Source organism: Stenotrophomonas sp. GL_101, assembly GCF_057835675.1.
In genome coordinates, this window is the sequence record NZ_CM174432.1 from 4,598,947 (window position 1) to 4,620,497 (window position 21,551).

The following is a 21,551-nucleotide window of genomic DNA, read 5'->3' on the forward strand; positions in this document are numbered from 1 at the left end:
GCAAACAGCCACGTCGCTCAGTGCGGTGCGTCGTGCGGCGGTGGAAGGAACAGGGGCGAGATCAGCCAGACCAGGCCGATGCCGAACAGCAGGGTGAGCCCGAACGCGCGCAATGCCGGGGTTGCCGACAAGCCGAGCAGGCCGAAGGACAACCAGGTGCTGGCTGCGCCCACGCATACCGCCAGCCACGCGCTGGCATCGCCGCGGTGCTCGATCAGGAAGATGCCGTAATCGATGCCCATGCCCAGCAGCAGCATCAGCGCCAGGATATTGAACAACTGCAACGGCTGGCCGAACAGGCCGAGCAATGCCAGGGTCAGCGCCCCGGCCACCAGGGTCGGGGCGAACACGCGCCAGGCCTGCGCGCGGTAGCGCCAATACAGCACCGCGAACACCAGCGCGATACCCACCAGCAGCAGCCCGCTCATCAGCTTGCGGTAGTGCTTGAGCAGCGCGGAAAAATCAGCGGTGCGGTCGACCCAGCGCACGCCATCGATGCCCTTGGCCTGTGCCTGGAGCAGCGGCAGCGCGTCGGCGCGCGAGAGGTCGTCAACCATCACCACCGAGGCCAGTCCCCCGCCTACCTTGCCCAGCCAGAGATGGCGGAACGGCAGCGCTGCCGGCGAGGCCAGGAAGGCATCGGCCTGCAGGTCCTGCGCGGCAAACACAGGCCGCTGCAGTGCTTCGCCAACCGTCTGCCCTACCCTGTCCAGCACCTGCGGTTCGAGCCGGGCGGTCAGTGCGGCATCGGCGTGCTGGCGCTGCACCGAGGGCAGCCACTCGCTGATCGCGCGGTAGCCGCCGATCTGCTTGCCGGCGGCCAGCCCGCGCAGGCGCTCGATCAGCGCTTCTTCGCGCTGCAGCACCTGCTCGGCGCTGTCGCCCTGCACCAGATAGAACTGCGCCGGGCTGGGCATGCCCAGCATCTGACTGATGCGGATCTGCTGGTCGATCAGCGATTTGGGCGAGGACTGCAGGCTGCGCAGGTCATCGTTGCTGTCCAGCCGGGAGATCCCGACCGCCGCGAACAGGGCGGCCACGACCAGGAAGATCGCCGCCTTGCGTCCATGCAGGCGCGGCCAGCGCTCCAGCGTGCCGCCCAGCCAACGCGAGAAGCCGGTGGTGCGGATATCGCCGCCATCCAGCCACGGGAACCAGAAAATCACCGTCAGGAAAGCCGCGGTCAGCCCGACCACCGAGAACAGCGCCATCTGCCGCAACCCGGGGAACGGTGCCAGGCCCAGCGCCAGGTAGGCCAGTGCACTGGTCAGCAGCGCCAGCCACAGTCCGGGCAGCAGATGCCTGAGCAGACGCCAGCGGCGGTCGGCCGGCTCGGCCTGGCGCGAGGCGAACCAGTGGATGCCGTAATCCTCGGCTACACCCACCAGCGACGCGCCAAACACCAGGGTGAGCACGTGCACCTTGCCGAACACCAGCACCGTCACCGCCAGTGCCACGCCGCAGCCGACCAGCAGCGAGGCGGCCACCAGCAGGATCGGGCGCAGCGAACGGAACGCCAGCCACACCAGCAGCAGCACCGCGGCCAGCGAGCCCCAGCCGATCGTGTTGATCTCCCGGTTGGCCTGCACCGCCGCTGCTTCGGCATGCAACGGCACCCCGGCGCGCAGCACTTCCAGCCCCGGCGCCTGCTTGCTCGCCGCGGCGGTGGCCGCGTCCAGCAACACATCGATATGGCGTTCGCCGTCGAGCTGGAACGCCGAGCCCACCGTGTCGTACTGCACCACCGACCAATGCTTGCCGTCGGCTTCCAGCAGGCCGTCATCGCCCACCTGCAGGCCCGAGCCCAGTGCGCGCTGTTGCCACCACTGCGGCCACAACGACAGCGGGTCCTGCCGCCATTCGGTCAGGCGCGGTGCGCCCATCGGCCCATACAGCGCGGCCAGGGCAGCATCGGCCAGCCCATCGACCGGTTCACTTTGCAGGCGCTGGCGTTGCTCGGCGGTCAGCAGGCGGTCGCGGTACGGCGCGTAGAACGCGCGCGCCTGCTCGAACCAGCCTTCGATCGAACCACTCTCCCGTAGCGCGGGGCTCTGCCCCGCTGCCTTGAGGGCAGCACCCTGCGCTACATGCACTGTTTCGCGGAACGCCGCTTCAGCCGCCTGGGTCTGCGCCGCGTCGCTACTGCCCAGCAGCACCACGATCTGACGCGCGTTGGCATCGGCAATGCGCCGGGTCACATCAGACAACAGGCGGTCGTGCGCATCCTGCGGGAGCAGCGCCAGGATGTCGGTATCGATCCGCGAGGCGCCCTTCCACAGCTGCCACTGCTGCACCCCCAGGCCTACCAGCACCAGCAGCCAGAGCACGGCCAACCAGCGCCAGATGCGCTGCAGGCGGCCATGGGGATTCATCGACGCATCCGCCGACGTTCGCATCGGATCATTCAAACGCCGCGCCCTCTTCGGCCGTCAGTTGCGGATGCAGCGCGCTGAGGCTGCTGAAATGGATACGGGTGACATCCTGGTTGGCTTCGGTGATCTGCACCTCGCGCACATAGCGGTCGCCGCTCAGCGACAACCCGGTGAAGACCTTGGCCAGCATTGCCGAACGCGGGCTGAGCTGCATCGTCCAGCCGTTGTTGGGCAGCATTTGCAGCGTCACCGTGAACTGCGCCGACAGCGCCTGCGCGTCGCCACTGATCAGTGCGAACATGATCGCGTTGACCGAGCGCATCGCCGGCTGCTGGCGGCCGTCCAGTTCAACCCGGCTGCTGCCATCGCGCTGGCGGCTGAGGATGCGGTCGCGGGTAACCACCACCTGCGACGGGAACGGCTTGAGCGTGGACCAGATCACCCCATGGTCCTTGGCCAGCACGAACCCGCCCTGCGACCGCAGCGGGTTCTTGAAGCCGGCGACCTGCTTTTCCTGGGTGAACTCACCGCGCAGCACCTCGACCTGGGCCACGCGCTGCTTGACCAGATCCAGGTCGGCGGCCGGTTGCGCACGGACCGGGGCCACCACGCACAGCAGCAACAGCAACAGGCAGGCACTCGACAGACGATTCATGGCACTTCCACTCCCAGCCGGTCCCACAGCACACGCGGGCACAGGTACAGCATTTCATTGGTTGCCGCATCGACCGCCACCTGGATGGTGTGGGCGCGGGTCAGCACCGTGCCGCTGTCGGCGTCGGTGATGTCGTAGGCGATCTTCAAGCGGTTCTCCCACTCGGTGATGGTGGCGCGTACCCGCAGTGCCTGCCCGTACAGCAGTGGGCGGATGTACTTCACGCGGGCATCGACCACCGGCCACAGGTAGCCGGAATCGCGCATCTGCGGGTAGTCGTAGTCGTGGCGCTGCAGCAATGCGCAGCGCGCGATCTCGAAGTACTTGAAGTAGTTGCCGTGCCACACCACGTGCATGGGATCGCAATCGTGGAAGGTAGGCGATAGCGCCACTTCCAGGCTCAGGTCAGGGCTGGTCATACAGCTCCCAGCGCTGCGCGCGGATATCGGTGAGCAGGCCCCGCAGTTCGCCATCCAGCGCACGGTCTTCCTCGACCAGCGCAATCCGCGCGCACAGATCGTCGTACATGCTCGACAACGCGCCGTGCAACGTCGCCTTCATGCCCACCCGCTGGCGCAGCGCCACGCCCTGGCGGGCGGTGATCAGCAGCGCGGCCACGACCTGTTCGGTCAGTTCGATCACGCGCAGGCAGTCGCGCGCGGCGATGGTGCCCATGCTCACCTTGTCCTGGTTGTGGCATTCGGTGGAGCGCGAGAACACCGACGCCGGCATGGTCTGCTTGAGCGCTTCGGCGGTCCACGCCGACACGCTGATCTGCAGTGCCTTGAGGCCGTGGTTGATCGCTGCGCGCTCGCCGCTGGCGGCCGACAGATTGGCCGGCAGGCCATGGTTGTAGCGCGCGTCCACCACCAGCGCCATCTGCCGGTCGAGCAGGTCGGCCAGGTTGGCGATGGTGTTCTTCAGCGCGTCCATCGCGAAGGCGATGTGGCCCCCGTAGAAATGGCCGCCATGCAGGATGCGCTCGCCCTCGACATCGATCAGCGGGTTGTCGTTGGCGCTGTTGAGCTCGGTTTCGATCAGTTGGCGCATGAACGGCAATGCGTCCTGCACCACGCCGATCACGTGCGGGGCGCAGCGCAGCGAGTAGCGGTCCTGCAGGCGCTGTTCATTGCGCGGCGGGCGGTCACTGTGCAGGTCCTGGCGCAGGCGCGCGGCGATCTGCATCTGGCCCGGGTGCGGTTTGGCGGCGAACAGCATTTCATCGAAATGATGCGCGTTGCCGTCGCTGGCCAGCACGTTGAACGCGGTCAGGCGGGTGGCCAGCTTGGTCAGGTAGTCGGCGCGGTCATAAGCTAGGCAGGCCAGCGCGGTCATCACCGCGGTGCCGTTCATGATCGCCAGGCCTTCCTTGGGCCGCAGCCGCAGCGGCGCCATGCCGATCTCGGCCAGCACGTCGGCGGCCGGGCGGCGCACGCCCTGGTACATCACCTCGCGCTCGCCACACAGCACCGCCGCCACGTAGGACAGCGGGGTGAGGTCGCCACTGGCACCCACCGAGCCTTCGGCCGGGATCAGCGGCAGCACGTCATGGCGCAGCAGCGTGGCCAGTCCCTGCAGCAGCGGGTGGCTCACCCCGGACATGCCGCGTACCAGCGATGCCAGCCGCGCGACGATCACCGCACGCGTCTCGGTCTCCTCCAGGAAACGCCCCAACCCGCAGCCATGGTAGGTGTACAGGTGGTGCGGCAGCTCGGCCACCAGCGCCGGCGGGATGTTCACCGTGCACGAGTCGCCATAGCCGGTGGTCACCCCGTAGATGACCCCGTCTTCGCGCAGCAGGCGGTCCAGGAAATCCGCGCCGCGCTGGATGCGTGCGGTGAACGCCGGATCATCGCTGACCACCGCCTGCGCCTGGCGCTGCGACAGCGCCACCACGTCTTCGATGGTCAGCGGCGCGTCGCCGAAGCGAACCGTGGGGGATGCCGCAGTGGGGCGGGCGTTACTTGCCATGAGATGCCTGATCCCAGAAGGGGAAGAAATTGAACCAGTCCAAGGGTGCCTGGGTGACCTGAACTTCCAGCCACCGGGCGAATTGTTCAGCCTGGGCGGTCAGCGCGGCGTCGCGCGATCCGCGCGGCAATACGATCCGGTCGCTGAAATGCTCGAAGCGCACGCGGTAGCCGTTGCCTTCGTGCAGGCAGGCCATGGTATAGACCGGGCAGGCCAGTGCGGAAGCCAGGACATAGGCGCCAATCGGGAACTGCGCGGTATGCCCCAGGAAAGGGGCCGGCACGGTGCGCCCACCGCGCAGCGGCACCCGGTCGCCGACGATGGCCACAAAGCCGCCCGCGTTGACCCGGCGCTGCAGCTCGACCGCGGTTGCCGGGCCCATGTCGGTGACCTGCATCAGCTCCACCTGGGCCAGCGGATCCAGGCGCTGCATCAACCGGTTGAAGCGCTGCGCATGCGCGGTATGCACCAGTATGGTGACGCGGAAGCCGGGCACCTGTTCGGCCAGCACCTGGCACAGTTCCAGGCAACCGATGTGTGCGGTGAGGATCAGCCCGCCTTCCTGGCGTGCGATCTTTTCCAGCATCAGGTCGCGCTGCAGGTGGATCTGCTCGGGGGGATAGCGCCCGCCCAGGCCCAGCAGTTTGTCCAGCAGGGTGTCGGCAAAGGTGGCGAAGTGTTTCAGGCTGGCCCAGCGCCCCGGCGCGCGCCGAAACACGCCGGTGTGCGCCTGCAGCCGCTGCAGGTACTGCAACGAGGACTGCCGCGCCACGCGGTTGCCCAGCCAATGGCACAGCACCACCGGGTACACGCACGCACGGAATGGCCAGCGCCCGAACCAGCGATGCACCCCGCACAGGAACAGCACGCCGGCTACCGAGGTGCTCTCGCCCAGGTCAGCCCAATGCGGTGCATCGGTGGGGGTGGGGGCGCTCACGCCTGCCCTGCCTCGCGCACCCGCCGCCACAACAGCCGCGGTGCGCGCCGGAGCATGCCGAAGAACAGGCGGGCATGCATGCCGCTGATGCGCACATTGTCATGCCACACATCGAAGTGCGAGACCCCATCGCTGGGATAGGTGACCTTGGTGGACACACTGATCACCGGCACGTCGCGCCAGAACAGCCGCACCAGGATCTCGCTGTCGAAATCCATGCGCCGGCCGATGGTTTCCTCGCCCACCAGCGGCGTCACCGGCGCCAGCGGATACAGCCGGAAACCGCACATCGAATCGCGGATCCGCAGCGACAGCGTATTGATCCACACCCAGATATGCGTGGCATAGCGTCCATACAGGCGCGCCTTGGGCACGCTCTCGTCGTAGGCCGGGATGCCGCAGATCACCGCGTCCGGATGCTGCTTCGCCAACGCGACGAACCGCGGGATATCGCCAGTGTCGTGCTGGCCGTCGGCATCGATCTGCAGGACGTGGCTGTAACCGCCGCGTAGCGCCTCGGCAAACCCGGCCAGCATCGCACCGCCCTTGCCCTGGTTGACCGGCAGCCGCAGCAGGGCGAGCTGCGGCGCATGCGCGGCCACCAATGCGTCCAGCACCGCCGCGCAGGATGCGCGCGAGCCGTCATCGACCAGCAGGCAGGGCAGTCCGCTTGCCAGCACGCCACCCACCACCGCGCCGATGGCGTGTTCGTGGTCGTAGACCGGAATCACCACCAACGGCGCGAACGAAGCGGCCGGCAAGGGGCGCTGGGCGGTGTCATGCATCACCGAATACCACCCGGCCACTGGCATGCACGCCGTGGTCGGAGACGTAGCGGAAGCTCAGCACCGACTTGGCCGCGTCCCAGCCCAGGGTGAGCTGCAGGCAATCGCCCGGGCGCGCGACATGCTGGAACTTCACCGCGTCCATGCGCTCGAAGTGCGGCGGCATCGCGAACACCTCGCGTGCGTAGTGGATCGCCCAGTCCAGCTGGACCACGCCAGGCAGGATCCGGGCCTGCGGGAAATGGCCATCGAAGGCCATCAGGTCTGCGTCCAACGGCAGCAGCAGCAATGCGGCATCGGCGCCGCGCTGTTGCCACTGCGCCAGCGGCAACAGGGGCCGAAACAGCGCGGCCAGCGCGGCGGCGCTGAGCTTGCCCTGCGCGTTGTACGGCAAGGCATCGACGAAGCGCCAGCGCCGCGGGCGGGTAACCGCATCATGGCTGCTGGCCAGGTGCACCGCCAACGCCTGCGCCTGGCGGCGGCGTTGCGCGTCATCCCATTGCGCGACATCGGCCTGCTGCGGCACGACCACCGCGGCAAGGTGTTCGCGCGGTCCAGGCAGCACCAGCACGCGCACGTCCTGCACCATCGGGTGGGCGCGCAGCTGCTGCTCCAGCGCGTCCAGCGACACCCGTCGTTCTTCGATCTTGACGATGCGATCGGCGCGCCCGAGCAGGCGGAAACTGTGCCCGGCGTCGGCCTCCGCGCGGTCCTGGGTCTGCCACCAATCGCTGTTTTCCAGGTGCGGGGAGGACACGGCCAGGCAGCCCTGCTGGATCCGCCAGGCAACCCCGGGCAGCGGATGCCACTGCGGGTGTCCGGCACTCCAGCGGCGCCAGGCGATGCCGCCGGTCTCGCTGCTGCCGAACACCTCGGTGGGCGCTACGCCAAGCACGGCGCGCGCCTGCACGGCGGCCTCTTCCGGCAGCGGGCCACCCGAGGAGAACACCGCACGCAGGCGCCCCTGCAGCGCCGACCACTGCAACTGCTCGGGCAGCCGCTTGAGGTGCGCCGGGGTCGCCACCAGCACCGAGGGTTGCTGCGCCAGCGCGCTGACCAGGTCTTCGTGGAAGAACCGCCGGGGCTGGATCGCCCGGCCGGCCGCCAGCGGCCACAGCACGCGGAACAACAGCCCGTAGATGTGCTGGTGCGACACCGTGCCATGCACCTGTGTACCTTCCAGCTGTTGGCCGAACGCGGCCTGCAGCGTATCCACCTCGCAGGTCAACTGGCGCATGCGCTTGACGATCGCGCTCGGCGCGCCGGTGCTGCCGGAGGTGAACACCACCAGTTCCCGCGCGTCCTCATCCAGCGGCTGCAAGGCCACATCGGCAGCATCGGGATCGGCCCGTAGCGGCGCGTAGTGCGCCGGCACATCACCGGCAAACCCGGCCACGCGGGGCGTCAGTCCATCCAGGGTGGCCGGCAGGTTGTCGCCGCCGAGAAACACCCGCTTGCCCGCGTGCCACGCCCCGAACAGCGCGGCGGCAAAGGCCAGGGCATCATCGAAGTAGAGCGCCCAGTCACTGCCCGGCGCCCGCGCGAACGCCTGCTGCCACGCCAGTACCTGGCGACGGAACTGCGGATGGTCCAGCGTGCCGTGCGCACCCTCACCGACCACCCGACCGGGCCGGGGCAGCACGGCCAGCTGCTTCAGCGCGACCCAGTCAGCCATGCGCGTGCGCCGCCTTGACCCGTCGCCGCACCAGCCACTCGCCTCCAAACAGCGCCCCCATCATCACGTAGGCCACCACTCCGTTGTACAGCGCCCAGACCTGGTTGGACGCCCACAGCGCCGTGATCAGGGCCAGGCCCCCGTTGAAGACAAAAAAGCCGCACCACACCCAGGTGACACGGCGGGTATAAGCCACGGCGAAGGGCGGCAGGTCCGGCTCGCTCAACCGTGCCAGGCGTTCCACCGCGCTGGGCGGGAAGCGCAGGCTGGTGGCGAAGATCACCAGCATCACCGCATTGACCAGTGCCGGATACAGCTTCAACGGCAGGGCCTGGTTGAACGCGGTGGCCACCAGCGCCAGCAGCCCGGTGCCCAGTGCCGCCACCCACCAAACCGCTTGGCGGGTAGTCAGCGCGCGCAGCGCCGCCAGGCTGAACAGCAGCAACGACAGCCAGCGCGGCTCGAAGCGTCCCAGCGACAGGTACACCACCAGCGGGTACGCCAGCGACAGCAACGCAAACGCCGCAACGCGCACCCGGACCATGGTCAGTGTCCTGCGCCAGCCGTCAGGCGGCTGCTTGACCGGGCAGCAGCCCGTGCACCACATCGACGATGTCCTGCACGGTACGCACCGACTTGAATGCTTCCGGCTGCAGGTTACGGCCGAGCAGCGGCTTGAGCTGCACGATCAGGTCGACCGCATCGATGCTGTCGATGTCCAGGTCGTCGTACAGGCGCGCCTGGGGGGTGATGCGGGCCGGCTCGATCTCAAAGCTCTCCTTGAGGATCTTGACGATACGCTCGAAAAGTTCGTTCTTGGTCATGACAAATCCTGACGCGCCGTTATGACGTCTGGCGTGCGGCGACAAACTCGCCCAGGGCACGCACGCTGGAAAAATGGCGACGGGTCTCTTCCGAGTCCGCGGACAGGCTGACACCGTACTTTTTCTGCAGGGCCAATCCAAGTTCAAGCGCGTCAATCGAATCCAGACCCAGGCCTTCGACGAACAACGGCGCTGCGGAATCGATGTCGTCTGGAGTGATGTCTTCCAGTGAAAGCGATGAAATGATCAATTGCTTGATCTCGTGCTCAAGTGCCTGCACGGGTCGGTTCTCCAGCGTAGTCAAAGTAATGGGCAAGATGATCGGTCACACGCCGGGCCGCCAAGGCATCCCCCCTGGGCATGTCGCCGGCGCCCACCAGGAAGGGAGCGATCGGGAGATCTTCCCCGACTTCCAGCTGAACGTGAAAACGCCGTGAGGGCACACGATACCATTTCTGACCCTTGGTCAGGGTAAGGGGGGTGCAGGTGATCCGCACCGGGGTGATGTCCAGCCGTCCGCGGACGGCGATGTTGGCGGCCCCGCGCTGCAGGCGCAGCGGCTGGCCGGGCACGGTGCGGGTGCCTTCGGGGAAGATCACCAGGTTGCCGCCGGCCTGAACGGCGGCGATGCAGTCGTCGATCAGCCCGGCACCATCGTCATTGGAGACATAGCCGGCCGCGCGCACCGGACCGCGCATGAACGGGTTGCGGGCCACGGCCTGCTTGACCACGCAGTCGGCGTTGGGCAGTTGGGCGACCAGCAACACCACGTCGATCAGGGTGGGATGGTTGGCCAGGATCAGCAGGCCATTGCGCTGCAGGCGTTCGCCCCCGCGGATTTCATAGGTCATCACGCCCAGCCGGTGCATCAGGCCCACATGGCTGGCGAAACTGAACTGCACCAGGCGCCGGGCCAGCGCGCGCCGCCGGTCCGGGTTGCCGACCAGCAACAGCAACGGGAACAACAGCCCGCCCAACAGCAGCCCGCCGATGCCGAACACGGCAAAGCTCAGGCCGGTGCCGAACACCCGCCAGACGCGGTCGAGGCGGGCCCGCCAGCGCTCAGCCATGGCGCTGCCAGGTCCATTGCTGGCCGGCCACGGCCAGGCCAAGGGTGGCGTCGCCACTCAACAGGAAACGCATCGCATCCAGCCCGTGCGGCAGCGCAGCGGGCGCGCTGTCGGCCGCGGCGGCGCCCCAGCCCAGCGATAGCCGGGTACCGGCGGGAGGGTCGGCGCGGGCCAACCGCCAGCACCAGGCGTAATACGGGTCCGGCTCATCGGCGAAGTCGGCGTAGACCGGCGGCAGCGGCGATTCATAGACGATCACACGCACTTCCGGGGCGCCATCGGCCAGTAGTCCGTAGGCTTCCACGCACGCCGCTTCGACCGTGGCGCGACCGGCGGCAAGGGCGAGGTAGTTGCCGCGATGGCCGCGGGCGATCGAGTACAGGGCGGCCACCGCGTTGTGCACGGACAGGCCAAAGGCGGTCGGTGACATGCCGTTGCCGGTGCCCAGGCTGTCCAGCAGTTCCATCGAACGGGCAACGTCGCCGTGACGGGAGGCGAACACCAGCGGCACCTGGCGGGCATCGTCGGGCTGTTCACACCAGCAGGCGGCCTGGATGGCCATGCGTCCCAGCCGCTCGATGCGACGGCGCTGCATGGCGGGCACTTCGCTCAGCGTGGGGGTGTCATCGCCTTGCGGCAACGAGGGGGCCAGCGCCCAGGCCTGCCATTCTGCCTTGGAGGTCAGGCCCGGCGCCCAGGCCGACCAATCCACAACTGAAAACTCGATCATTCACGCCAACATGTTGAAAGGCACCCGGAACGAAGTGCTGGAAGGTAGTGCGCCGGGAGTGCCCGGCCCGCCGCCGTGAAAGGAGCGCACGCTATCATGACACCCTCGGCAATGGCGGTATTCACAATCTGAAATGAGTAGCACGATCCACGACGCAGCGACCCAGGGGGTCGCTCTTCCCCCGCCCGGCGCGGCGTTGTTCAGCGCGGCCTATGCACCGGCATCCGAACGCGATGCGGCGCTGGCCGATCCCTGCGTGCTGGCGGTGTTCGGTTTCGGCACGCGCGGGGAGCACATCGACGATCCGCGCTGGTTGCAGGTGCCACTGGCCGAGCACGGGCCGGCCCGGATCGAGGTCTGGCGGGGACTGACGCCGGTGCTGCGCGGGGTCACGGCGGGGGTTCGCTGGTCGCACAACGAAGCGGTGCTGTTCGGGGTACTGGAAATCGAGGAGGTCGACGGCGATATCGAGTCGGCATCGGCCGATGCCTATGCGCGGATGAGTGGCTTCCTGGCCCAGTGTGGTTTCCCGCATCTGCTGCGGACCTGGAACTATCTGGATGCGGTGACCGAGGGCGAGGGCGACGCGGAGCGCTATCGGCGTTTCTGCGTGGGCCGGGTACGTGGCCTGCGGGAGTTGGACGAGGCGGCGTTGCCGGCGGCGACCTGCATTGGTCGTTACGACGGCGATCGGCGTCTGCAGGTGTACTGGTTGGCGGGCCGGGAGGCGGGGATGCCGTTGGAGAATCCGCGCCAGGTGAGTGCGTTCCGGTACCCGCGTCAGTACGGGCCGCAGTCGCCGAGTTTTTCGCGTGCGCTGCTGGCGCCGGTGGCGACGGGGTTGCCGTTGCTGCAGTCGGGGACGGCGGCAATCGTGGGGCATGTGTCGCAGCACACCGGGGCGGTGGACGGGCAGTTGCGCGAGACGTTGACGAATCTGCAGAGTCTGGTGGACGCGGCACGGCGGCAGCGGCCGTCGTTGTCAGCGGTGCTGGGGGCCGGTTCGGTGTTGAAGGTGTATGTGCGGCGTGCGGAGGATCTGCCTGCGGTGGCCGCGCAGATGGCGGCGCTGCCGGGTGCGCCGGCGTTCGTGGTGCTGCATGCGGAGGTTTGTCGGGCGGAGTTGCTGGTTGAGATTGAGGGGTTGCATGGGTGAGGGGTTTTATTTTTTTGTAGATGCAACTGCAACTGCAACGTCAACTTCAACGGCAAATTTGGCTGCGGGCTCGCGGGGTTGGGGCGGTCGCCATGGATACAGTCAAACGCCAAGCGCAGGTGCTGCTCTTGATGCGTTGCGCTTAAGACGGTCCGTTTTTGACTTCGACGTTTGGAAAGTTTGGGTTTGGGATTTTGGGTTTGGGGCGTCTGCATCGGCTTCGGCTTTTCGCTCTGCGCTTTTCGCTCTTGTAGAGCCGAGCGTTGCTCGGCTGCTCTTGCCCCTTCTTTCGCGGTTGATCCCACCCACCGGCGACGCACAAGGTTGCGGGGCGAGGGCGGTTACCCCCTGTCGGGACCGTGAGCGGCATGGATGCCGCTTACGAGTCCCCATGGATGGGTTCACGACGTGTCCCGGCAGGGGGTAACCGCCCTCGCCCACCCGTAAAAATGACTGGTCCGCAATCAACCCAATCAACCCGCCCCCTCAGTGATACCCCGTGTCCGCGCGGACCTTGCCGCGGAATACCCGGTAGGACCAGGCGGTGTAACCCAGGATCACCGGCAGTAGTACCACCAGCCCGACCAGGCTGAAACCCAGCGACGATGCCGGTGCCGCTGCCTGCCACAACGTCATGCTCGGCGGCAGCAGGTAGGGCCACATGCCCAGCACCAGCCCGATGAAGCCCAGCACGAACAACGCCAGGGTCAATAGGAACGGGGGCAGGTCGCGGCGGGGGTGCATCGCGCTGCGCCACAGCGCTACCGCCACGGCCAGGGTCAACAGCGGGACCGGCGACAGCCACCAGAAATTGCCATCGCTGAACCAGCGCGCCATCAGGCGCGAATCCAGGAACGGCAGCCACGTGCTGACCAGGCCCATGAACACGATCACCGCCACCACCAGCGGACGGGTCAGGGTGCGGGCGAAGGCCTGTTCGCGGCCTTCGGTCTTCAAAATCAGCCACGTACTGCCCAGCAGCGCATAGCCGAACACCACCGCGGCGCCGGTCAGCATCGAGAACGGACTGAACCAGCTGAACGCACCGCCGACGTAGCGGCCGTCCACGATCTGCAGGCCTTCCACCAGCGCGCCGAGGATCACGCCCTGGGCGAACGCAGCCAGCAGCGAGCCCAGCCCGAACGCCACGCTCCAGAGCCGCCGCGAGCGGTGCGCCTTGAAGCGGAACTCAAATGCCACCCCGCGGAACACCAGCGCCACCACCAGCAGCAGCACCGGCAGGTACAACGCGGACAACAGCGCGGCATAGGCCTTGGGGAACGCGGCCATCAGGCCCGCCCCACCCAGCACCAGCCAGGTCTCGTTGCCGTCCCAGATCGGCGCGGCGGTGTTCATCATGATGTCCAGCTGTTCTTCATCCTCGGCCATCGGCGCCAGGATGCCGATGCCGAGCACGAAACCGTCCAGCACCACGTACATCAGCACGCCAAAACCAATCACCGCAAACCATGCCACCGGCAGCCAGGTCGTCATCTCCATCTCAGCGCTCCTCCAGCGGTTCGTCGGCCCCGGACAGCGGCCGCGCCGGCGTATGACTGCCGGCCTCCAGCGCCGGTGCCGGGCCGTGTGGGCTGGGCCCGGTGCGGATGATCTTGACCAGGTACCAGATCCCCCAGCCGAACACGAAGGCATAGCCGACGATGTAGACGCCCAGCGACAGAGCGGTCATCCACGCGCTCTGCGGGCCCACCGCGTCGGCGGTGCGCAGCACGCCGTAGACCACCCAGGGCTGGCGCCCCATTTCAGTCACGAACCAGCCCGACAGCAGCGCGATGAAGCCGCTGGGCAGCATCCAGTTCCAGCTGCGGATCAACCCGCGCGACTGCAGCAGCTTGCCGCGCCACCACTGGAATGCCGACACCCAGGCCAGCAGCAGCATCAACGTGCCCAGCCCGACCATGATGCGGAACGCGAAGAACACCGGCACCACCGGCGGTCGGTCACTGGCGGGAACCGTGGTAAGCGGATCGAAGGTGCCGTCCAGCGAGTGGGTGAGGATCAGGCTGCCCAGGCGCGGAATGGCGATTTCATAGTCGTTGCGTTCGGCCTTCTCGTTGGGCAGCGCGAACACCACCAGCGGCACGCCTTCGCCCTCGCCGGCCGAATGCCAGTGGGCTTCCATCGCGGCGATCTTCATCGGCTGGTGCTTGAGTGTATTCAAACCGTGCATGTCGCCGACGAAGATCTGCACCGGTACGGTCAGCGCGGCGAACGCCACGGCCGCCAGCAGCATGGTGCGGCCGGCCTCGATGTGGACCCCTTTGCGCAGGTACCAGGCCCCCACCCCACCGATCACGAAACAGGTGGTGATGAACGACCCCAGCGCCATGTGCGCCAGGCGGTACGGGAAGGAGGGGTTGAACACCACCTGCCACCAGTCCTGCGGATGCACGATGCCATCGATCATTGCGTAGCCGGCCGGGGTATGCAGCCAGCTGTTGGACGACAGAATCCAGAAGGTGGAGAACAGCGTGCCCAATGCCACCATGCAGGTGGAAAAGAAGTGCAGGCGCGGCGAAACGCGGCCCCAGCCGAACATCATCACCCCCAGGAAGCTGGCTTCCAGGAAGAACGCAGTGAGCACCTCGTAGGTGAGCAACGGCCCGATCACGCTGCCGGCCACCTCGCTCAGCCGTGGCCAGTTGGTGCCGAACTGGAAGGCCATCACGATGCCGCTGACCACGCCCATGCCGAAGGACACCGCGAAGATCTTCTGCCAGAAGAAGTACAGCTCGCGCCAGACCGGGTTGCCGGTGCGCAGCCAGCGCGACTCCACGAATGCCAGCCAACTGGCGGTGCCGATGGTAAAGGCGGGAAACAGCACATGGAAACTGATGACGAACCCGAACTGGATCCGCGACAACAACAACGCGTCCACGTGACGCCTCCGACTGGTTTCTGAAATCCGCACCAGTCTGGGCCGGTATCCGTGAAAGGCACATGCGACCCGGTGACGCGCTGCTTCACTTTGTCGCAGGGGCTACCGCGAGCGTGAGGGCCCTGTCGGTGGGTCGGGCGCTGGGCCCCATACCCTTGGAGGCGAAATAAAGGAGGAGGTGGCGGCCGCAGGCCGACGCCGGGGGACATTCGCCTCCAAGGGTATGGGGCCCAGCGCCCGGCCCACCGGCCACCGCTTGCCTTCCGCAGGAGCGCACGCCCATGACCTGTGGCCCCTTCCTGCGGCCCTTACGGCTGCTACGCTTGCCGGGTTTTCTACTACGGTGCTGCCCGCAATGCCCAGAACGCTGCCCTTGTCCCTGCTGTTGCTTGCCGCCCTCGGCGGCACCGCCCACGCGGCGCCGACGCCGATCACCATCGAGCAGGCCATGGCCGACCCGGACTGGATCGGTCCACCGGTCGAAAGCGCCTGGTGGTCCTGGAACAGCCAGCAGGTCGAGTACCAGCTCAAGCGCACCGGCAGCCCCGTGCGCGACACCTTCCGCCAACCGCTCAGTGGCGGCGCGGCCGCGCAGGTGGCCGATGACCAGCGCGGCAGCCTGGATGTGGACAGCCCGGTGTACGACAGCGCGCGCCAGCGTGCGGTGTTCGTGCGCAACGGCGATGTGTTCCTGCGCGACCTGCGCAGCGGCGCGCTGACCCAGCTGACCCGCAGCACCGAGAAGTCCGGCGCGGTCAATTTCGCCCGCGATGGCGGGGTGATCTGGCAGACCGGGCAGAACTGGTTCCACTGGACCGCCGCCGCCGGCGTGCAGCAGGTCGCCAGCCTGAAGGCCGAGAAGAACCCCGACGATGCGCCCAAGGCCGACGTCCTGCGCGACCAGCAGATGCGCACCCTGGCCACGCTGCGCAACGACCGCGCCCAGCGTGACGCGCTCAAGCAGCAGGACGCCAGCTGGCGCCGCAGCGACAGCACCCGTGCCCCGGGCCCGGTGTATCTGGGCGCCGATGTCGAGATCCTCGACAGCGTGCTGTCGCCGGACGCGCGCAGCCTGATCGTGGTCACCAAGCCCAAGGGCTTTGATGAAGGCCGCGGCGGCAAGATGCCCCGGTACGTGACCGAGTCGGGTTACGAAGAAACCGAAGACACCCGTACCCGCGTGGGCCGCAACGATCCCGAGCCGCACAGCCTGTGGCTGGTCGATGCGGTGACCGGCACGGTCAAGCCGCTGTCGCTGGACCGCCTGCCGGGCATCGGCAGCGACCCGCTGGCCGCGCTGCGCAAGGCCGCCGGCAAGGACGCGCTGAAGGGCAACCGCCCGGTTGAGGTGCTGGGTGGCCCCGGCAGCCCCGGCATCCGCTGGAGCGCCGATGGCCAGCAGGCGGCCATCATGCTGCGCTCCAACGACAACAAGGACCGCTGGATCGTCAGCGTCTCTGCGGCCAGCGGCACGCTGGACAACCGCCACCGCCTCACCGACGGTGCCTGGATCAACTGGAGCTTCAACGATTTCGGCTGGTCCAACGACAACCGCACCCTGTGGCTGCTGTCCGAAGAATCGGGTTACTCGCACCTGTACACCCAGCAGGGCACCGCCAAGCCGGTGGCGCTGACCGGGGGCAAGTGGGAAACCTCGATGCCGGTGCCCAGCGCCGATGGCCGGGGGTTCTACTTCCTGTGCAACCAGCAGTCGCCGGGCGACTACGAAGTGTGCGCGGTCGATACGGCCGGCAAGCAGGTGCGTGAACTGACCGCGCTCAACGGCGTGGAAGATTTCTCGCTGTCCCCGGACGGCCAGCAGCTGCTGGTGCGTTACTCCGGCGCCTACCTGCCGGCACAGCTGGCGGTGGTGCCCACCAGTGGTGGCCAGGCCCGCGTGCTGACCGACACCCGCAGCGCCGCCTTCAAGGCCCGCGAGTGGGTGCAGCCCAAGCTGGTGCAGGTGCCGTCCAAGCATGGCGCCGGTATGGTCTGGGCCAAGTACTACGGCCCGGAGAACCCGGAACCAGGCAAGCAGTACCCGATCGCCATGTTCGTGCACGGCGCCGGCTACCTGCAGAACGTGCACCAGCGCTACCCGGCCTACTTCCGCGAGCAGATGTTCCACAACCTGCTGGTGCAGCAGGGCTACATCGTGCTGGACATGGATTACCGCGGCAGCGAGGGCTACGGCCGCAACTGGCGCACCGCGATCTACCGCAACATGGGCCACCCGGAACTGGAAGACTACAAGGACGGCCTGGACTGGCTGGTGGACAGCAAGCAGGGTGATCGCGACCACGCCGGCATCTACGGCGGTTCCTACGGCGGCTTCATGACCTTCATGGCGTTGTTCCGTTCACCGGGCACGTTCAAGGCCGGCGCCGCGCTGCGCCCGGTGGTCGACTGGCACCAGTACAACCACGGCTACACCGCCAACATCCTCAACACGCCGGACATCGACCCGGAGGCGTACCGCAACTCCTCGCCGATCGAGTACGCCGAGGGCCTGCAGGACCACCTGCTGATCGCGCACGGGATGATGGATGACAACGTGTTCTTCCAGGACTCGGTCAACCTGACCCAGAAGCTGATCGAGCTGCACAAGGACAACTGGAGCATCGCGCCCTACCCGCTGGAACGCCACGGCTACGTCCGCCCCGATTCGTGGCTGGACCAGTACAAGCGCATCCTCAAGCTGTTCAACGAGACCCTGAAGTGAGCCACGCCGCGGCGCCGATCGAGATCGTCGTCGCGGTCATTTACGACACCACCGGCCGGGTGCTGGTGGTGCGCAAGCACGGCACCGATACCTTCATCCAGCCCGGTGGCAAACCCGAACCGGGCGAGCCGCCATTGGCCGCCCTCGCCCGCGAGCTGCATGAAGAGCTGGGCGTGGTCATGGACCCTTCCAGCGCGTGTGCGCTGGGCGGGTTTGAAGACTGGGCCGTGCATGAACAGGGCCAGCGCGTTCGCGCGCAGGCCTGGCGGGTGGAGGTCACCGGTACCCCGTGCGCGCAGGCGGAAATCGCCGAGCTGGCGTGGGTTCCCGTGCACCCGCCACATGGCTGTCGCTTGGCACCGTTGAGTGCAGGCCATATCCTGCCCGCGGCCGCACGCGCGGTGGCGGCAACCTAGAGGTTTCCGCCCGCCCTACCAGGACACCGGATGTCATCGTCCCTGCCCCCTCGATTGCCCACTGCCACGCCACCGGTCGATCCATTGGCACCCCCGGCGTTCCTGTCACCGATGGCCAAATCGGTGCTGCTGGTCTGTCTGGTCTCGGCGCTGTGCTGGGCGGTGATGGCGTTGATTGCCGTGCCACTGTCCAGCGCCGGCTGGGTGCAGGACCTGCTGCACGGGCCGTCGCTGGACTGGCTGTCGCCGCCGATACGCTGGCTGGGGCGGCATGCCGTGGCCACCAATGGGGCGTTGTTGGTGATCTGCCTGCTCGGCGCCGTCGCCAGCGTGGGCATGCTGCGCCGGCAGCCGTGGGCGCTGTGGCTGTTCCTGGTGCTGCTGGTGGTCACCGCCGCGCTCAACTTCGTCGGCGCCTGGGTGCTCGATGACGCCTTCGCGCACGTGTACCGCCATCTGCTCACGCTGGGCGACAGCCCGGACCTGGTCCAGTTGCGCACCGACGTGCACCTGCAACGCATCGTCTTCACCGGCATGACCGGGATGACCGCCGTGGGGTTTGCCGGCCTGCACGGCTGGTTGCTGGTGCGCCTGCTGCGCGCCGATGTGCGCGCGTATTTCCGCCGCTGACGCGGCGTTTTCGACCCTCTTGCACAAGGACGTCGTCGTGACCCCTGCTGTTTTCCTGCCCCGCCGCAGTGCCGGTTGGCGCGCGGCCCTGTTCACCCTGCTGGCCTGCGTCAGCCTGCCCGTGGCGGCGGCACAGCCGATGCTGTGCGGCACCTTCAAGGCCGACGACACCGGCACGACGATCACCTTGGAAAGCCCCAACCAGGGCCTGCGTCAGATTCCCGGGCTGGCTCCGGAGCCTTATCTGGTCAACCGGCTCGGCGACGAACTGAAACTGGCCGACCTGGACGCCGGCGGCGTCAGCGCGCTGACCCTCAGCGAGGGCGGCCGTCACCTCAGCGACGGGGTCAACCAGTACCGGTTGGTTGCCCCGGCCCGCTGCGCGCCGGCCGCGGTGTTCGCCGCGGACACCTGCCGCGCCGACATCGCCAGCTGCATGCACGACATGACCTTCGCCAGCAACGAACACCTGCGCCAATGGTGCAGCGAGGACGTACCGGCCGCGTGCAGCCGTCTGCTCGGCAACTACCAGTCCCAGGCGCATGAGGCGCGCGGTGAGGTGGCGCGCGCCGAGGAGGATCCGGACCTGGTCGAACCGGAGGTCTGCAAGCCGGCATCCGGCCACTACGACGAAGCGGCCTGCCAGAAGGCCGCGGGCGAGGCCATGGCCAAGGCGATGGCCAAGGCACTGATGGGCGTGCTGGGCGACACCGATCCCGCGCCGTTGCCGGCCACGCAGCTGGATGAGATCACCCGCCTGTGCCGCAACCAGACCTTCGGTACGTTCTGCGCCAAGGCCGCCGCCGCGCTGTGGGAGGCCGGACGTCTGGCCGATGCCCGCGACGCCCTGCAGCTGGCCTGCAGCCGCGGCAAGGATCCCCGCGCCTGCGAGCAGGCCGCGCCGCTGGCCGCGCTGGAGGCGCGTGGATTGCAGCGGGCGTCGGCCACCGTCCTGCCCTGTGGGGGCTATGCGGCCGAGCAGGGTCTGCTCGACCAGCTGGTCTTCGGTGACGCCGGGTTGGTCGACACCGGCCTGGGCGGCCACCTGCGTGCACGCCTGGAAAACGGACAGGTGCGGGTCCGCCATGACAAGGGCGGCGACTTCGTGTTCCAGCCGCTGGCAAGCGGCGACCTGGCCGGCATGGACCGCTGGAACCAGTACAGCCTCTACCGCCGCAGCGGCGCGTCGGCGCAGTGCAAGGCGCCGGTGGTGTTCGTGGAAACACCGCTGCCGCAGGACTGCCCGGCCGCGGGCAGCGCAGCGGCCGCACGCGCCTGCTGCACCGCCGGCAAACTGCAGGGGTGCAACGCCGCCGGCCATTACCTGGCCCTGGGCGAGCGCTGGGCCGATGCCGCGCCGTATTACCTGAAACTGTGCAGCGCCGGCGTGCGCGAGGGTTGCCAGAACCTGGCCACGGTCTACGCGCGCACGGGCGAGGACAGCATTCCGGCATCGATCCAGCAGCTGTGCGAACGCGATGGCAAGGGCACCCACGTGGCCTGCGACGTCGATGCGACCAGCAACTGGGCGATGCTCAAGCTGGGCGCCGACCTGGACGGTATGGCCGAGCGCCTCACCGCCGAACTGGAGGCGGAAGAGCAGCTGCAATCGGCGCGTTCCGATGCCGATGCCGACGCACTGCAGGATGCACCGGCAACCCCACCGGCGCATGGGAACCGGAAGGGACACTGAAGCCTGCGGTAAAGTACGCGGCATGAACGAGTTCGAGCGCGTACGCAGCTACCTGACCGACCTGCAGGACCGCATCTGTGCGGCCATCGAGGCCGCCGACGGCCAGGCCCGGTTTGCCGAAGATCTCTGGCAGCGCGCCGAGGGCGGCGGCGGGCGTACCCGCATCCTGCGCGATGGGGCGGTGTTCGAGCAGGCCGGGATCGGCTTTTCCGACGTGGCCGGCACCCGCCTGCCACCGTCGGCATCGGCCAACCGGCCCGAGCTGGCCGGCGCGTCATGGCGCGCCACCGGGGTGTCGCTGGTGTTCCATCCGGCCAACCCCTACCTGCCCACCACGCATGCCAACGTGCGCTATTTCCGCGCCGAGCGCGATGGCGTGGAAGTGGCCTCCTGGTTCGGCGGCGGCTTCGACCTGACCCCGTTCTATCCCTTCGACGAGGATGTGCAGCACTGGCACGGCGTGGCGCGCGACCTGTGCGCAGCGTTCGGCGAGGAACGCTACGCCGCGCACAAACGCTGGTGCGACGAGTACTTCTTCCTGCGCCACCGCAACGAAACGCGCGGCGTGGGCGGGTTGTTCTTCGATGACCTGCACGGCGATTTCGAGCGCGACTTTGCCTACCTGCGTGCGGTGGGCGATGGTTTCCTGGACGCCTACCTGCCCATCGTGCAGCGCCGCAAGGACATGCCCTACGGTGAGCGCGAGCGCGAGTTCCAGCTGTACCGGCGCGGTCGCTATGTGGAGTTCAACCTGGTCTACGACCGTGGCACGTTGTTCGGCCTGCAGAGTGGCGGGCGCAGCGAGAGCATCCTGATGAGCCTGCCGCCGCGCGTGCGCTGGGAGTATGGCTTCCAGCCCGAGCCCAGCAGCGATGAAGCGCGCCTGGCCGACTACCTGGTGCCCCGCGACTGGGTGTGACCCGGCAGGCGGCACGCCGGGCAACGATGCACCGGCCTGCGCAACGGCGCCGCCGGGACAACCATCCACCGTAGAGCCGACCGTTGGTCGGCTGCCG

20 protein-coding genes are annotated in these 21,551 nt (G+C 67.9%); 6 read left to right on the top strand and 14 right to left on the bottom strand.

What is annotated here, in order from left to right:
* Positions 1–17 precede the first annotated feature (17 nt).
* From AC3IR9_RS20225 to AC3IR9_RS20280, 12 genes are read right to left on the bottom strand one after another with little or no spacing between them, the layout of a single operon-like run.
* Positions 18–2,372: an MMPL family transporter gene (locus AC3IR9_RS20225; protein ID WP_489293016.1), complete on the bottom strand. Its 2,355-nt coding sequence runs from the start codon at positions 2,370–2,372 to the stop codon at positions 18–20.
* A 28-nt stretch (positions 2,373–2,400) separates the two neighbouring features.
* The gene (locus AC3IR9_RS20230) at positions 2,401–3,027 is read right to left on the bottom strand and encodes an outer membrane lipoprotein carrier protein LolA (RefSeq protein ID WP_489293018.1); all 627 of its coding nucleotides are present in this window, start codon (positions 3,025–3,027) and stop codon (positions 2,401–2,403) included.
* Positions 3,024–3,446 carry an acyl-CoA thioesterase gene (locus AC3IR9_RS20235; RefSeq protein WP_489293020.1) on the bottom strand — a complete coding sequence of 141 codons (423 nt, stop codon included), beginning with the start codon at positions 3,444–3,446 and terminating at the stop codon, positions 3,024–3,026. Before AC3IR9_RS20235 ends, AC3IR9_RS20230 begins: the two co-directional genes overlap by 4 nt.
* Positions 3,433–4,998: an HAL/PAL/TAL family ammonia-lyase gene (locus AC3IR9_RS20240; RefSeq protein ID WP_489293022.1), complete on the bottom strand. Its 1,566-nt coding sequence runs from the start codon at positions 4,996–4,998 to the stop codon at positions 3,433–3,435. The genes AC3IR9_RS20235 and AC3IR9_RS20240 overlap by 14 nt, the downstream gene beginning before the upstream one ends.
* Positions 4,988–5,935, bottom strand: a complete 948-nt coding sequence (locus tag AC3IR9_RS20245) for a lysophospholipid acyltransferase family protein (RefSeq protein ID WP_489293024.1) — start codon at positions 5,933–5,935, stop codon at positions 4,988–4,990. The genes AC3IR9_RS20240 and AC3IR9_RS20245 overlap by 11 nt, the downstream gene beginning before the upstream one ends.
* The gene (locus AC3IR9_RS20250) at positions 5,932–6,720 is read right to left on the bottom strand and encodes a glycosyltransferase family 2 protein (RefSeq protein WP_489293027.1); all 789 of its coding nucleotides are present in this window, start codon (positions 6,718–6,720) and stop codon (positions 5,932–5,934) included. The genes AC3IR9_RS20245 and AC3IR9_RS20250 overlap by 4 nt, the downstream gene beginning before the upstream one ends.
* Positions 6,713–8,395, bottom strand: a complete 1,683-nt coding sequence (locus AC3IR9_RS20255) for an ApeI family dehydratase (RefSeq protein ID WP_489293029.1) — start codon at positions 8,393–8,395, stop codon at positions 6,713–6,715. The genes AC3IR9_RS20250 and AC3IR9_RS20255 overlap by 8 nt, the downstream gene beginning before the upstream one ends.
* A complete protein-coding gene (locus tag AC3IR9_RS20260) occupies positions 8,388–8,939 on the bottom strand; it encodes a COG4648 family protein (protein WP_489293031.1) in 552 nt (183 codons plus the stop codon). The genes AC3IR9_RS20255 and AC3IR9_RS20260 overlap by 8 nt, the downstream gene beginning before the upstream one ends.
* Before the next feature lie 22 nt (positions 8,940–8,961).
* A complete protein-coding gene (locus AC3IR9_RS20265) occupies positions 8,962–9,219 on the bottom strand; it encodes an acyl carrier protein (RefSeq protein WP_489293033.1) in 258 nt (85 codons plus the stop codon).
* Between the two features lie 19 nt (positions 9,220–9,238).
* The gene (locus AC3IR9_RS20270; protein ID WP_489293035.1) at positions 9,239–9,499 is read right to left on the bottom strand and encodes a phosphopantetheine-binding protein; all 261 of its coding nucleotides are present in this window, start codon (positions 9,497–9,499) and stop codon (positions 9,239–9,241) included.
* On the bottom strand, positions 9,486–10,289 hold the full coding sequence (locus AC3IR9_RS20275) for a lysophospholipid acyltransferase family protein (protein WP_489293037.1): 804 nt from the start codon (positions 10,287–10,289) through the stop codon (positions 9,486–9,488). Before AC3IR9_RS20275 ends, AC3IR9_RS20270 begins: the two co-directional genes overlap by 14 nt.
* Entirely contained in the window at positions 10,282–11,019 is a 738-nt protein-coding gene (locus AC3IR9_RS20280) for a beta-ketoacyl synthase chain length factor (RefSeq protein WP_489293039.1), read from the bottom strand. Before AC3IR9_RS20280 ends, AC3IR9_RS20275 begins: the two co-directional genes overlap by 8 nt.
* Before the next feature lie 133 nt (positions 11,020–11,152).
* Here AC3IR9_RS20280 and AC3IR9_RS20285 point away from each other — a divergent pair, with 133 nt between their 5' ends.
* Positions 11,153–12,175 (top strand): chorismate transformation FkbO/Hyg5 family protein, encoded by a 1,023-nt coding sequence (locus tag AC3IR9_RS20285; protein ID WP_489293041.1) that lies wholly within the window; start codon positions 11,153–11,155, stop codon positions 12,173–12,175.
* Between the two features lie 486 nt (positions 12,176–12,661).
* Here AC3IR9_RS20285 and cydB read toward each other — a convergent pair whose 3' ends face one another.
* On the bottom strand, positions 12,662–13,675 hold the full coding sequence (cydB, locus tag AC3IR9_RS20290) for a cytochrome d ubiquinol oxidase subunit II (protein WP_489293043.1): 1,014 nt from the start codon (positions 13,673–13,675) through the stop codon (positions 12,662–12,664).
* Between the two features lies 1 nt (position 13,676).
* Complete coding sequence (locus AC3IR9_RS20295; RefSeq protein WP_489293045.1) at positions 13,677–15,074, bottom strand: cytochrome ubiquinol oxidase subunit I; 1,398 nt, start codon at positions 15,072–15,074, stop codon at positions 13,677–13,679.
* Between the two features lie 355 nt (positions 15,075–15,429).
* Between AC3IR9_RS20295 and AC3IR9_RS20300 the strand changes: the two genes are divergently transcribed.
* The 5 genes from AC3IR9_RS20300 to hemF are packed head-to-tail and all read left to right on the top strand — an operon-like array spanning position 15,430 to position 21,454.
* Positions 15,430–17,796, top strand: a complete 2,367-nt coding sequence (locus tag AC3IR9_RS20300) for a S9 family peptidase (RefSeq protein ID WP_489293047.1) — start codon at positions 15,430–15,432, stop codon at positions 17,794–17,796.
* Complete coding sequence (locus AC3IR9_RS20305; protein WP_489293049.1) at positions 17,793–18,212, top strand: NUDIX hydrolase; 420 nt, start codon at positions 17,793–17,795, stop codon at positions 18,210–18,212. The genes AC3IR9_RS20300 and AC3IR9_RS20305 overlap by 4 nt, the downstream gene beginning before the upstream one ends.
* 30 nt (positions 18,213–18,242) lie before the next feature.
* Positions 18,243–18,842: a hypothetical protein gene (locus AC3IR9_RS20310; protein WP_489293051.1), complete on the top strand. Its 600-nt coding sequence runs from the start codon at positions 18,243–18,245 to the stop codon at positions 18,840–18,842.
* A 37-nt stretch (positions 18,843–18,879) separates the two neighbouring features.
* Entirely contained in the window at positions 18,880–20,535 is a 1,656-nt protein-coding gene (locus AC3IR9_RS20315) for a hypothetical protein (RefSeq protein WP_489293053.1), read from the top strand.
* A gap of 22 nt (positions 20,536–20,557) precedes the next feature.
* Positions 20,558–21,454: an oxygen-dependent coproporphyrinogen oxidase gene (gene hemF / locus AC3IR9_RS20320; RefSeq protein ID WP_489293055.1), complete on the top strand. Its 897-nt coding sequence runs from the start codon at positions 20,558–20,560 to the stop codon at positions 21,452–21,454.
* The last annotated feature ends 97 nt before the right edge of the window (positions 21,455–21,551 follow it).

Bases quoted from the DNA above. Each gene is read 5' to 3' on its own strand.
- AC3IR9_RS20225 (WP_489293016.1), bottom strand. From the start codon at position 2,372: ATGAATCCCCATGGCCGCCTGCAGCGCATCTGGCGCTGGTTGGCCGTG.
- AC3IR9_RS20230 (WP_489293018.1), bottom strand. From the start codon at position 3,027: ATGAATCGTCTGTCGAGTGCCTGCCTGTTGCTGTTGCTGCTGTGCGTG.
- AC3IR9_RS20235 (WP_489293020.1), bottom strand. From the start codon at position 3,446: ATGACCAGCCCTGACCTGAGCCTGGAAGTGGCGCTATCGCCTACCTTC.
- AC3IR9_RS20240 (WP_489293022.1), bottom strand. From the start codon at position 4,998: ATGGCAAGTAACGCCCGCCCCACTGCGGCATCCCCCACGGTTCGCTTC.
- AC3IR9_RS20250 (WP_489293027.1), bottom strand. From the start codon at position 6,720: ATGCATGACACCGCCCAGCGCCCCTTGCCGGCCGCTTCGTTCGCGCCG.
- AC3IR9_RS20255 (WP_489293029.1), bottom strand. From the start codon at position 8,395: ATGGCTGACTGGGTCGCGCTGAAGCAGCTGGCCGTGCTGCCCCGGCCC.
- AC3IR9_RS20260 (WP_489293031.1), bottom strand. From the start codon at position 8,939: ATGGTCCGGGTGCGCGTTGCGGCGTTTGCGTTGCTGTCGCTGGCGTAC.
- AC3IR9_RS20265 (WP_489293033.1), bottom strand. From the start codon at position 9,219: ATGACCAAGAACGAACTTTTCGAGCGTATCGTCAAGATCCTCAAGGAG.
- AC3IR9_RS20275 (WP_489293037.1), bottom strand. From the start codon at position 10,289: ATGGCTGAGCGCTGGCGGGCCCGCCTCGACCGCGTCTGGCGGGTGTTC.
- AC3IR9_RS20280 (WP_489293039.1), bottom strand. From the start codon at position 11,019: ATGATCGAGTTTTCAGTTGTGGATTGGTCGGCCTGGGCGCCGGGCCTG.
- AC3IR9_RS20285 (WP_489293041.1), top strand. From the start codon at position 11,153: ATGAGTAGCACGATCCACGACGCAGCGACCCAGGGGGTCGCTCTTCCC.
- cydB (WP_489293043.1), bottom strand. From the start codon at position 13,675: ATGGAGATGACGACCTGGCTGCCGGTGGCATGGTTTGCGGTGATTGGT.
- AC3IR9_RS20300 (WP_489293047.1), top strand. From the start codon at position 15,430: ATGCCCAGAACGCTGCCCTTGTCCCTGCTGTTGCTTGCCGCCCTCGGC.
- AC3IR9_RS20310 (WP_489293051.1), top strand. From the start codon at position 18,243: ATGTCATCGTCCCTGCCCCCTCGATTGCCCACTGCCACGCCACCGGTC.
- hemF (WP_489293055.1), top strand. From the start codon at position 20,558: ATGAACGAGTTCGAGCGCGTACGCAGCTACCTGACCGACCTGCAGGAC.